The sequence below is a fragment of the Streptomyces graminilatus genome (assembly GCF_001418565.1).
Lineage (GTDB): Bacteria > Actinomycetota > Actinomycetes > Streptomycetales > Streptomycetaceae > Streptomyces > Streptomyces graminilatus.
This window is the reverse complement of sequence record NZ_LIQQ01000674.1, coordinates 1-11,287: the sequence shown is the minus strand read 5'-3', so window position 1 is coordinate 11,287 and position 11,287 is coordinate 1. Positions and strand designations below refer to the sequence as shown.

Here is an 11,287-nt window from a genome sequence, read left to right as displayed (position 1 = left end):
GCCGCGCGGACGGTGTGCAGCAACTGTTCGCCGTGAACGTCTCGGACGGCTCCGCGCAGCAACTGACCACCGGTTCGGGGAAGGTGGAGGACCCGGCCTGGTCCCCCGACGGCAAGCTCATCGCCGTCTGCCTGCAGAAGACGTCGGGCTGGCAGGTCCACGTCGTCGATCCGGCGCGGCCGGGCGCCGAACCCCGCCAGGTGACCCACCAGTCCCGGCGGGCGCTGGACCCCGTCTGGTCCCCGGACGGCAGCCACTTCGCGTACACCGCCGGAGCGCCGGGCGAGGGGACGGGCGGAGACATCCGTATCGCCAGGGCCGACGGCAGCGACGACAGGACACTCGTCCAGACGGCCGCGCAGGAGATGGACCCGGTCTGGTCACCGGACGGCAAGTGGGTGGCCTTCGTCCGGGGCCCCTTCGACCGCCCGGCGATCTGGGCGGTCCGCGCGGACGGCACGGGCGCCCGCAGACTGACCACCGGCAGCACACCGGAGGGGCATCCTTCCTGGCGCTGACGACAGTGACCAGGTGCGACAGCCGAGACGCGCCGTCCCGGCTGTCGCACCTGGTCACTATGCTCACGCCATGAGAGAGGTCACGGCAACCCGCTACGTCGAGCCCCTGAGGTCGGGCGGTTCCGTCCCCGGGGTGGTCGAGGCCGACGACCTCGGCACCTACGTCGTGAAGTTCACCGGCTCCGCGCAGGGCCGCAAGGCGCTGGTCGCCGAAGTGATCGTCGGAGAGCTGGCCCGCGCCCTGGGACTGCGCTTCCCGGAGCTGGTTCTCGTGCACTTCGACCCGGAGATCGCCGACGAGGAACCCCACCAGGAAGTACGGGACCTGCACAGCGCCAGCGCCGGTCTGAACCTCGGCATGGACCATCTGCCGGGCGCGCGGGACTTCACCCCGGAGGTCGCCGCGAGCTGCACGGTCGACCCGGTGGAAGCCGGAAGGATCATCTGGCTCGACGCGCTGACCGTCAACGTGGACCGTACGGTCCACAGCTCCAATCTGATGATCTGGCCGACGCTCGGCATCGCGCCCCCGCGCCTGTGGCTCATCGACCACGGCGCCGCCCTCGTCTTCCACCACCGCTGGGACGGCGCCGACCCCGCGAAGGCCTACGACTTCCGCCACCACGCCCTCGGCCACTTCACCCCGGACACCCGGGGCGCCGACGCCGAACTGGCTCCCCGGGTGACCGAGGACCTGCTGCGCGGCATCGCGGCCGAGGTGCCGGACGCCTGGCTGGCCGGCGAACCGGGCTTCGCGACACCGGACCACGTCAGGGAGGCATACGTCGGCTACCTGCACGCGCGCGTGCGGGCCTCGGCGTCCTGGCTGCCCACCGACTTCCCCACCCGGGAGGAACTCGCCGCCGAGGAGGCCCTCCGGGCGGCGAAGACACAGCGAGGCCGCCCGAGTTGGCTCAAGCGGGTCCCCGACCTGCACGGCAAACCGGCGGCGGAACAGGATTGGTCGGTGCATCTCGGATGAGCCCCCACGCACCCGTCGTACAGATCGAGTACTGCACCCAGTGCCGTTGGCTGCCCCGCGCGGCCTGGCTGGCACAGGAGCTGCTCACCACCTTCGAGACGGAGCTGGGCGAGCTGTCGCTCAAGCCCGGCACCGGCGGCGTGTTCGTCGTACGGGTCGACGGCGAAGTGGTCTGGGACCGAAAGGAACAGGGCTTCCCTGAGCCAACAGCCGTGAAACAGGCCGTACGCGACCGAGTGGCCCCGGGAAAGTCCCTGGGCCACTCGGACAAGCCGGATTCCTAGCGGACAGCGGTCGATCGGCGGCTGATCGGCTCCTGATCGGCAGCGGATCTGCAGCGGACCGGCTGCGGCTCAGCCCTTGAGCTGCTCGTAGGCGGGCAGGGTCAGGAAGTCCGCGTAGTCGGCGTCGAGGGCGACCGTCAGGAGCAGGTCGTGCGCCTGCTGCCAGTGCCCGGCCGCGAAGGCCTCCTCGCCGATCTCGGCGCGGATGTTCGCGAGTTCCTCGGCGGCGATCTTGCGGGCCAGCTCCGGGGTGGCCCGCACTGTGCTTCCTGCGTGCTCGAACTCGACGTCCGCGTTGATCCACTGCCAGATCTGCGAGCGGGAGATCTCGGCGGTGGCCGCGTCCTCCATGAGGTTGAAGATGGCGACCGCGCCGAGCCCGCGCAGCCACGCCTCGATGTAACGGATGCCGACCTGAACGGCGTTGACCAGTCCGTCGTACGTCGGGACGGCCTTCAGGGAGTCGACGGCGATCAGGTCGGCGGCCTCGACGTGGACGTCCTCGCGCAGGCGGTCCTTCTGGTTCGGCCGGTCGCCGAGGACCGCGTCGAAGGAGGCCATGGCGATCGGGACGAGGTCGGGGTGGGCGACCCACGAGCCGTCGAAACCGTCCCCGGCCTCACGGTCCTTGTCGGCCTTGACCTTCTCGAAGGCGACCTTGTTCACTTCCTCGTCGCGCCGGGACGGGATGAACGCGGCCATACCGCCGATCGCGTGCGCGCCGCGCTTGTGGCAGGTGCGGACGAGGAGTTCGGTGTAGGCGCGCATGAACGGGGCCGTCATCGTCACGGTGTTGCGGTCCGGGAGGACGAACTTGGCGCCGCCGTCACGGAAGTTCTTGACGATGGAGAAGAGGTAGTCCCAGCGGCCCGCGTTCAAACCCGAGGCGTGGTCGCGGAGTTCGTAGAGGATCTCCTCCATCTCGTACGCTGCGGTGATCGTCTCGATGAGGACGGTCGCGCGGACCGTGCCCTGCGGGATGCCGACGTAGTCCTGCGCGAAGACGAACACGTCGTTCCACAGGCGGGCTTCGAGGTGCGACTCCGTCTTGGGGAGGTAGAAGTACGGGCCCTTGCCGAGGTCGAGCAGCCGCTGCGCGTTGTGGAAGAAGTAGAGGCCGAAGTCGACGAAGGCGCCGGGCACCTGCTCCCCGTCGAGCTGGAGATGACGCTCGTTGAGGTGCCAGCCACGGGGCCGCATGACGACGGTCGCGAGCTCGGCGTCGGCCTTCAGGGCGTACGACTTGCCGCTCGCCGGATCGGTGAAGTCGATGTTGCGGGTGTAGGCGTCGGCCAGGTTGATCTGACCGAGGACCACGTTCTCCCAGGTCGGCGCGGAGGCGTCCTCGAAGTCCGCGAGCCAGATCCTCGCACCCGAGTTGAGGGCGTTGATCGTCATCTTGCGGTCGGTCGGGCCGGTGATCTCGACGCGCCGGTCGTTCAGCGCCTCGGGGGAGGGAGCGACGCGCCAGGAGTCGTCGGCGCGGATCGCGGCCGTCCCGGGGAGGAAGTCGAGGGTCGAGGTGCGGGCGATCTCGGCACGGCGTTCCGCGCGGCGCGCGAGCAGTTCGTCACGCCGGGGCGTGAACCGCCGGTGCAGCTCGGCCACGAAGGCGAGCGCCGCGTCGGTGAGCACCTCCTCCTGCCGGGGCAGGGGCTCGGCGTCGACGATGGCCAGCGGGGACGGCGCTGGTGCGGACATGAGCGGTCACTTCCTTCAGCGGGCTGCTGTGGGTTGCGGTGGGCGGCGTGAACTGCGGTGCACTGCGATGTGCTGCGATGTACTGCGGTGACTTGCTTGGTGCCACTTGGCACTGCTCGGTACTGCTTGGCACAGTTGTTTCTGATTAGTGGATACTAGTTTCCTCATTGTGGAAGTTCAATAATTTGTTGACGTCGGGATTCTTCGTGGTGAGCGGCCCTCACATCAGGCGGTCCAGGTCGACCGGCGTGTCGATGTCGTACGGCTGCGCCACATCCCCGCACTCGACGAGCGTGATCTCGTCGCCGTGGGCCTTCAGATAGTCACGGGCGCCCCGGTCGCCGACCGCCGCCTCCGCGACGCCCGCCCAGTGCGCGGCGCCGAACAGCACCGGATGCCCGCGCGTGCCGTCGTACGAGGCCGCCACGAGGGACTCCCCGGAGGTGTGCGCGGCGAGGACGCGGGCCATCGCCTCCGGCCCGATGCCCGGCTGGTCGACGAGCGAGACGAGGGCCGCGCGAGCCCCTGAGCCACACAGGGACGCCAGCCCGGCCCGCAGAGAGGACCCCATGCCCTCCGCCCACTCCGGGTTGTCCACCAGAACGCACCCGGGCAGGTCCGCCCGCTCCCGTACGTCGTCGGCCCGCGCCCCGAGCACGACATGGACCGGGGCGCAGCCCGCCCGGCGCAGGGCATCGGCCGCGCGTTCGACGAGAAGGCGGCCCCGGTGTTCGAGCAGCGCCTTGGGCCGCCCGCCGAGCCGTCGCCCCCCGCCCGCCGCGAGCAGCAGCCCCGCCACCTGGTCCGTTTTCTCCGTCATGCCTCCTGCATACCTGACCCGGAGCCGGACCGGCGGTCTTCACGGGCTGAATTCCGGTCCTCGGTGTGGCGCCTGTCCCGTGGGTGGCGTTAACTGTCCCGCGTCCCCGGCGCCCGACCGGTGCGACGGGGGCGTGGGGCGCGTGCGGGACACGCTTGGGGGCCAGTGGGCGAGCTGTGTTGCGGAGCTTGGGGCAGAGGTCGGTGACCGGCGGCGACGAGGATCCGAGAGTGGCGGAGTTGCGGACCGCGGTGTCCCGGCTGCGCCGTGAACTCGCCGCGCATCCGGCCGATTTCCCCGACCGTGGCATCGCCGAGGACGAACTGGCCTCCCTGGCCGCCATGGTGATCACCGGCAGCCCCGAAATCCCGCGCCTGCGCCGCTCGTTGCTCATCGTCGCCGGCGCGATCGGCTCGGTCAGCGCACTCGCCCGGGGCCTGTCCGACGTGCGCGCGGCGGTGGAGCTGTTCGGCGGCCCGCCGCGCCGCTGAGGACCCTCGGTCCGGCGTCAGTGGGTGGGGCTGCCGGAGCTGGCCAGTGCCTGCGACAGTTCCGTCGCGACCTGCTTCAGTATCGGCACGATCCGCTGCGTCGCCTCCTCGGTGACCCGGCCCGCCGGGCCCGAGATCGAGATCGCGGCGGCGGTGGGGGAGTCGGGCACGGAGACCGCGAGACAGCGGACGCCGATCTCCTGCTCGTTGTCGTCGACCGCGTAACCGAGCCGGCGCACCTCCCGCAGGGCGGCCAGGAAGTCGTCCGGGGTGGTGAGCGTCTTCTCCGTCGCGGCCGGCATGCCCGTACGGGCGAGCAGGGCACGCACCTCGTCCGGCGGGAGGTTCGCGAGCAGGGCCTTGCCGACGCCGGTGGAGTGCGGCAGGACGCGCCGGCCCACCTCCGTGAACATGCGCATCGAGTGCTTGGACGGCACCTGCGCCACGTACACGATCTCGTCGCCGTCCAGGAGCGCCATGTTGGCCGTTTCGCCGGTCTCCTCGACCAGTCTGGCCAGGCTGGGGCGGGCCCAGGTGCCGAGCAGCCGGGACGCGGACTCGCCGAGGCGGATCAGGCGCGGGCCCAGTGCGTACCGGCGGTTGGGCTGCTGGCGTACGTAACCGCAGGACACGAGGGTGCGCATGAGCCGGTGGATGGTGGGCAGAGGCAGCCCGCTGCTCACGGACAGTTCGCTGAGGCCGACCTCACCGCCCGCGTCCGCCATCCGCTCCAGCAGATCGAAGGCGCGCTCCAGGGACTGGACACCACCGCCGGCGGCGGCGGATCTGGCGGCGTCGGTGGAGCTGGCGCTGGGCGTCGGCACGGCGCGTTCCTTTCACTGCTGACAGGCGATGGTGCAGCCTACCGGGCGGTTGCTTGACGGCCTGCTGGCGTATGGCTACGTTCTGTGTACCGGAACTCTGATTCCGCTTTGTGGAAACGTCCAGGTTGCCGCTCCGGTTGGCGCCGGGCCGACCGGGTCGGCAGGGTGAGTCTTGACGGTGTGAGGTCACCAGTGAAGACTCCTTCAACAGAAAGTTGAATTCCGTTACGTGGAAGTTAACGGTGGGCTTCGCGGCGGCGGCGACGGCGGCGGTGCCGGCGGCGGCAGTGGTGAGACAGGCAGAGGCGAGAGAGAGGTGTCCCGGGTGTCCGACATCGAACTGGTGTTGCGCTCGACGCGCGTCATCACACCCGAGGGGACGCGCGCGGCCACCGTCACGGTGACCGGCGGCCGGATCGCGGCCGTACTCCCGTACGAGGCCGACGTACCGCCCGGCGCACGCCTGGAGGACTTCGGTGACGACGTCCTGCTGCCCGGGCTGGTCGACACCCATGTGCACGTCAACGACCCCGGACGCACGGAGTGGGAGGGCTTCTGGACCGCCACCCGCGCCGCGGCGGCCGGCGGCATCACCACCCTCGTCGACATGCCCCTCAACTCCATCCCGCCGACGACCACGGTCGACCATCTCCGTACGAAGCGGGACGTGGCGGCGGCCAAGGCGCACATCGACGTCGGATTCTGGGGCGGCGCGCTGCCCGACAACGTCAAGGACCTGCGCCCCCTGCACGACGCCGGTGTCTTCGGCTTCAAGGCGTTCCTGTCACCGTCCGGCGTGGACGAGTTCCCGCACCTCGACCAGGAGCGGCTCGCCCGGTCGATGGCCGAGATCGCCGCCTTCGACGGACTCCTCATCGTCCACGCGGAGGACCCGCGCCACCTCGACTCGGCCCCGCAGCAGGGCGGTCCCGAATACGCCCACTTCCTCGCCTCGCGCCCGCGCGGCGCGGAGGACAGCGCCATCGCCGATCTGATCGAGCAGGCGAAGCGGCTGCACGCGCGCGTGCACGTCCTGCACCTGTCGTCGAGCGACGCGCTGCCGCTGATCGCCGCGGCGAAGGCGGACGGCGTGCGGATCACGGTGGAGACGTGCCCGCACTACCTCACCCTCACCGCCGAGGAAGTCCCGGACGGGGCCAGCGAGTTCAAGTGCTGCCCGCCCATCCGGGAGGCCGCCAACCAGGACCTGCTGTGGCAGGCGCTGGCCGACGGCACGATCGACTGCGTGGTCACCGACCACTCGCCGTCCACCGCCGACCTCAAGACCGCCGACTTCGCGACCGCCTGGGGCGGCATCTCGGGGCTGCAACTGAGCCTCGCGGCGGTGTGGACCGAGGCCCGGAAGCGCGGCCACTCCCTGGAGGACGTCGTGCGCTGGATGTCCACGCGCACGGCCGGCCTGGTTGGCCTCGGCGCACGCAAGGGCGCCATCGAGGCGGGCCGGGACGCGGACTTCGCGGTACTCGCACCGGACGAGACGTTCACCGTGGACCCGGCCGCCCTGGAGCACCGCAACCGCGTGACGGCGTACGCGGGCCGGACCCTCAGCGGTGTCGTCAGGTCGACCTGGCTGCGCGGCGAACGCATCGTGGCGGACGGCGAGTTCACCGAACCGACGGGACGACTCCTCACCCGCACGCCCTGACAGCCGCCCCGTCCTCCCCCCCCCCAACGCCCGGCACCCGCAGCGCCGACCCCGAAAGGCAGAACTGATCACCGTGACCGCGATACCGAGCTTCACCGGCGACGCGAACCCCTACGGAGGCGGCGACCCGTACGCGGACTACCGCACGGCGGACTTCCCCTTCACCCAGTACGCCAACCTCGCCGACCGCCGCCTCGGGGCCGGGGTGATCGCCGCCAACGACGAGTTCTTCGCCGACCGCGAGAACATGCTCGTGCCGGAGCCCGCCGAGTTCGTGCCCGAGCACTTCGGTCACAAGGGCAAGATCATGGACGGCTGGGAGACCCGGCGCCGGCGCGGCGCGTCCGCCGAGCACCCGTGGCCGACGGCGGAGGATCACGACTGGGCGCTGGTACGGCTCGGCGCGCCGGGCGTCGTACGCGGCATCGTGGTCGACACGGCCCACTTCCGAGGCAACTATCCGCAGGCCGTGTCGGTGGAGGGCGTGTCGGTCCCCGGGGCCCCGTCCCCCGAGGAGCTGCTGGCGGACGACGTGAAGTGGACGACGCTCGTACCGCGCACGAAGGTGGGCGGCCACGCGGCGAACGGCTTCGAGGTGTCCCTCGAACAGCACTTCACCCACCTGCGGGTCAACCAGCATCCCGACGGCGGGATCGCGCGTCTGCGGGTGTACGGCGAGGTGGTACCCGACCCGGCATGGCTGGCCGCGCTGGGCACCTTCGACGTGGTCGCCCTGGAGAACGGCGGCCGAGCCGAGGACGCGTCCAACCTCTTCTACTCACCGGCGTCGAACACCATCCAGCCGGGGCGCTCCCGGAAGATGGACGACGGCTGGGAGACGCGCCGCCGCCGCGACCAGGGCAACGACTGGATCCGCTACCGGCTGGCGGCGCGGTCGGAGATCCGCGCCGTCGAGATCGACACGGCGTATCTGAAGGGGAACAGCGCGGGCTGGGCGACGGTGTCGCTCCGTGACGGCGAGAGCGGCGAGTGGACGGAGATCGTCCCGCGCACGCGCCTCCAGCCCGACACCAACCACCGCTTCGTCCTGCCCGCCCCGGCCGCCGGCACGCACGCGCGCGTGGACATCTATCCGGACGGCGGGATCTCCCGGCTGCGACTGTTCGGCTCCCTGACGGAGGACGGCGCGCGGGAGCTGACCGCCCGGCACCGGAGCCTGGGCGGCTGAGGCGCCCTCCGGGCCATACCCTCCGGCCGCTACGCCGCGTGGCCGCCGTCCACGGAGTACTCGGCGCCCGTGACGTAGCCGGCCGTCGCGAGGTGGGCGACCGCTGCCGCCACCTCCTCGACGACGTCCTGCGCGGCCTCCTTGCCGTTGACGTAGGTGACGGCCACGTCGGCGCCCTCCCGGGCGAGCCGCAGTGCCGTCGCCGCGCCGATGCCCCGGCTGCCGCCGGTCACCAGCGCGACCTTGCCGTTCAGGGGTGCGAGGGGTGCGTAAGAAGTTGTCATGGGGCCAATTGCAGCGGCGGGCGGCATCGCGTGCTGGCGGCGGTCGGACACCGACCTCGTACGCCCGACCTCGTACGCCTGCCCGCCGCCCGATGAGTTGCGGGCGCCGACGGGGTCTGAACTGATGACAGCAGACCCCTCCCAGAGAGCAGGCACCCGCCATGGGCACCCTCACCCTCACTTCCTTCGTCACCCTGGACGGCGTCTACCAGGCCCCCGGCGGCCCCAAGGAGGACCCTCGGGACGGCTTCGAACAGGGCGGCTGGAGCGTCCCGTACGGGGACGAGGACTTCGGGCGGTTCGTCGAGGAGGTCTTCGGGCGCGTCGACGCCTTCCTCCTGGGCCGCCGTACGTACGACATCTTCGCCTCGTACTGGCCCAAGGTCACCGACCCCGCCGACCCGGTCGCGTCCCGGCTGAACACCCTGCCGAAGTACGTCGTCTCCGGGAGCCTCAGGAACCCCGAGTGGGCCGGTACGACCGTGCTGGGCGGCGACCTCCGCGAAGAGGTCACCGCGCTCAAGGGGCGCACCGACCGTGAGGTCCAGGTGCACGGCAGCGGCGCCCTCGCCCAGTCCCTGCTCGCCCTCGACCTCGTCGACAAGGTCCACCTGATGACCTTCCCGGTCGTCCTCGGCGCCGGGCGCCGTCTCTTCACGGAGGGCTCGGTCCCGACCGCCTTCCGGCACATCGGCGGCCGTGTCACCGGGGCGGGCGTCTCCATCCAGACGTACGAACTCGCGGGCCGCCCGGAGTACGGCACGTACGAGCTGCCCCGGAACACGTGACGCGGTTCGGGAATCGCCTGGCCCGGCCGCCTATGGCCGTCGGAGGCCCGGCCCGGTGATGGGCCGGACCTCCGACAGGTCGTGCTGTTCTTCTGGACTGAGCCGTGGGGGACTCAGCAGCCGTAGTCGACCAGGTCGAACGTGGCGTAGTGGTCGGGCGTGTAGTAGTCCTCCTGGGACTCCTCACCGGTGATGATGCGGCGCGCACCACGGGTCGGGGAGCCGGGGGTCTTGACGGTGTACTCGTGGTAGTAGCCGGTGCGCTGGCTGGGCAGCCGGCTCTCGCGGTTCTGGAAGACGACGCCGTCCTGCGAGTACGGGAAGGGGCCGCCCCGCGCGATCAGGTCGAGTGTGGTGTGGGCCTGCGACGGCAGGTCGCCGTAGCAGATGCTGCCGACCGCCGAGGTGGCGGCGCCGGCCGTGCCCGCGGTGACGGTGCCGCCGACGAGCAGGGCGGACAGAACGGCGATCGAGGCGCCGGTGCGGGTGATCCGTGGGGGGAATCTCATGCCTCAATGATGACGCGCGTAGACCGTGGCATGTCAACGACAGATCCGGAGGTTCGCCCGTCGAGTCCGAGGTGTTTTCGGGGAGTTAACCTGGCGCGATGCGTCTCCATGAGATCTGCATCTGTCCCGGTTCGGTCACCCGGACTTGGTGCTCTCGGCGGCGGCGAACAGCGCGAACGACAGTACGAGCAGTGCCACGCTCGCGTAGATCTCGTAACCGTCGAGAAAGCCGATTTTCTGTACGAGCTGTACGAGGCCCAAATGCACGTCGGTGAATTCCCCCAGCAGGCCTGCGGCGCCCTGCACCAGGGCGATGAAACCGGCGAACTCCAGTAACTCCTTCATGCCGGAATCCTCGCTTCGCGAACCGCCCGCCTCCATCGGCCGCCCGGCGATGCCTCTCTCCCCGAAGTCGTCGCCCGCGCCCGGAAACGGCGCCGAAAGTCTGCGGAGGCGCGACTTTGGTCGATGATCACGACTTGGCGGGGGGTGTGACGGGCCGGTACTGCGTAGATTTGTCGACCGTGAGTGGCGACAGACCGACAACCGTTCCCGAGGCCCCGACCCCGTTCCCCGGGCGGCGCTGGCTCTTCCCGTCGGCGGTGCTCGACGAACTCGATCGCGACTCCGGCTCCGACCTCGGCTCCGATTCCGGTTCCGGTTCCGCGCGGGAGCGGGCGGGGTGGTTCGGAACGGCCGCACGGCCCCGGCGTACCGCACGCGACTGGGTCGTCGACTTCACCTGCTTCCTGCTGGCCGTCCTCGTCGGCGTACTGGGCGCCGACGCCATGGCCGACAACCCGACCGCCCCCCACGCCGTCGTGGTTGTCGACCAGTGGATCGGCGCCCTCGCCTGCGCCGCCGTCTGGCTGCGGCGCCGCTGGCCGCTCGGCCTCGCCGTCGCCATGCTCGTGGCCGGCCTCGTGTCGAGCACCGCGGGCGGCGCCGGCCTCATCGCCCTCTTCTCCCTCGCCGCGCACCGGCCCTTCCGGTACGCCGGCCTGGTGGGCGGTGCCTCCGCCGTGGTGGTCCCGTTCTACTTCTGGGTGCGCCCCGACCCCGACCTGCCGTACTTCCCCGCGGTGCTCCTCAGCCTCCTGCTGACCGCGACCGCGGTCGGCTGGGGCATGTTCGTGCGGGCCAAGCGGCAGCTCATGGTGAGCCTGCGGGACCGGCTGCGACGGGCCGAGACGGAGGCGGCGCTGCGGGCCGAGCAGGCGCAGCGGCTCGC

12 protein-coding genes and 2 pseudogenes are annotated in these 11,287 nt (G+C 71.0%); 8 read left to right on the top strand and 6 right to left on the bottom strand.

The window, feature by feature from the left end; translation table 11 throughout:
* From AOK08_RS39655 to AOK08_RS39645, 3 genes are all read left to right on the top strand, one after another.
* The coding region (locus AOK08_RS39655) for a TolB-like translocation protein (RefSeq protein ID WP_198539538.1) at window positions 1-518 on the top strand (518 nt) is incomplete at its 5' end.
* A gap of 70 nt (window positions 519-588) precedes the next feature.
* Window positions 589-1,500: a HipA family kinase gene (locus AOK08_RS39650; RefSeq protein ID WP_055535119.1), complete on the top strand. Its 912-nt coding sequence runs from the start codon at window positions 589-591 to the stop codon at window positions 1,498-1,500.
* On the top strand, window positions 1,497-1,784 hold the full coding sequence (locus AOK08_RS39645) for an Rdx family protein (RefSeq protein WP_055535117.1): 288 nt from the start codon (window positions 1,497-1,499) through the stop codon (window positions 1,782-1,784). The genes AOK08_RS39650 and AOK08_RS39645 overlap by 4 nt, the downstream gene beginning before the upstream one ends.
* A gap of 69 nt (window positions 1,785-1,853) precedes the next feature.
* Here the strand turns inward: AOK08_RS39645 and aceB are convergent, their stop codons facing one another.
* Both aceB and AOK08_RS39635 read right to left on the bottom strand, forming a co-directional pair.
* Window positions 1,854-3,485, bottom strand: a complete 1,632-nt coding sequence (gene aceB, locus AOK08_RS39640; protein WP_055535115.1) for a malate synthase A — start codon at window positions 3,483-3,485, stop codon at window positions 1,854-1,856.
* 220 nt (window positions 3,486-3,705) lie between these two features.
* Window positions 3,706-4,305 carry a nucleotidyltransferase family protein gene (locus tag AOK08_RS39635; RefSeq protein ID WP_055535113.1) on the bottom strand — a complete coding sequence of 200 codons (600 nt, stop codon included), beginning with the start codon at window positions 4,303-4,305 and terminating at the stop codon, window positions 3,706-3,708.
* A 176-nt stretch (window positions 4,306-4,481) separates the two neighbouring features.
* Here AOK08_RS39635 and AOK08_RS39630 point away from each other — a divergent pair, with 176 nt between their 5' ends.
* On the top strand, window positions 4,482-4,796 hold the full coding sequence (locus tag AOK08_RS39630; protein WP_079054549.1) for a DUF5955 family protein: 315 nt from the start codon (window positions 4,482-4,484) through the stop codon (window positions 4,794-4,796).
* Window positions 4,797-4,813: 17 nt separating this feature from the next.
* Here the strand turns inward: AOK08_RS39630 and AOK08_RS39625 are convergent, their stop codons facing one another.
* Entirely contained in the window at window positions 4,814-5,620 is an 807-nt protein-coding gene (locus tag AOK08_RS39625; RefSeq protein WP_055535109.1) for an IclR family transcriptional regulator, read from the bottom strand.
* A gap of 325 nt (window positions 5,621-5,945) precedes the next feature.
* On the opposite strand from AOK08_RS39625, the gene allB reads away from it, so the two are divergent.
* Both allB and alc read left to right on the top strand, forming a co-directional pair.
* Window positions 5,946-7,286, top strand: coding sequence for an allantoinase AllB (allB, locus tag AOK08_RS39620; RefSeq protein WP_055535108.1), 1,341 nt, complete (start codon window positions 5,946-5,948; stop codon window positions 7,284-7,286).
* A 73-nt stretch (window positions 7,287-7,359) separates the two neighbouring features.
* The gene (gene alc, locus AOK08_RS39615; RefSeq protein WP_055535106.1) at window positions 7,360-8,475 is read left to right on the top strand and encodes an allantoicase; all 1,116 of its coding nucleotides are present in this window, start codon (window positions 7,360-7,362) and stop codon (window positions 8,473-8,475) included.
* A gap of 104 nt (window positions 8,476-8,579) precedes the next feature.
* On the opposite strand, the pseudogene AOK08_RS39610 reads toward alc, so the two are convergent.
* A pseudogene (locus AOK08_RS39610) lies at window positions 8,580-8,759 on the bottom strand (SDR family NAD(P)-dependent oxidoreductase); the annotation flags it as partial.
* A 161-nt stretch (window positions 8,760-8,920) separates the two neighbouring features.
* Here AOK08_RS39610 and AOK08_RS39605 point away from each other — a divergent pair.
* Window positions 8,921-9,547 (top strand): dihydrofolate reductase family protein, encoded by a 627-nt coding sequence (locus AOK08_RS39605; RefSeq protein ID WP_055535102.1) that lies wholly within the window; start codon window positions 8,921-8,923, stop codon window positions 9,545-9,547.
* 113 nt (window positions 9,548-9,660) lie between these two features.
* Here AOK08_RS39605 and AOK08_RS39600 read toward each other — a convergent pair whose 3' ends face one another.
* Together AOK08_RS39600 and AOK08_RS39595 are read right to left on the bottom strand one after the other, a co-directional pair.
* Window positions 9,661-10,056, bottom strand: a complete 396-nt coding sequence (locus AOK08_RS39600) for a guanyl-specific ribonuclease (RefSeq protein WP_055535100.1) — start codon at window positions 10,054-10,056, stop codon at window positions 9,661-9,663.
* Window positions 10,057-10,191: 135 nt separating this feature from the next.
* Window positions 10,192-10,401 carry a hypothetical protein gene (locus tag AOK08_RS39595; protein WP_055535099.1) on the bottom strand — a complete coding sequence of 70 codons (210 nt, stop codon included), beginning with the start codon at window positions 10,399-10,401 and terminating at the stop codon, window positions 10,192-10,194.
* Window positions 10,402-10,580: 179 nt separating this feature from the next.
* Between AOK08_RS39595 and AOK08_RS39590 the strand changes: the two are divergent.
* Window positions 10,581-11,287: pseudogene (locus AOK08_RS39590) on the top strand (sensor histidine kinase); the annotation flags it as partial.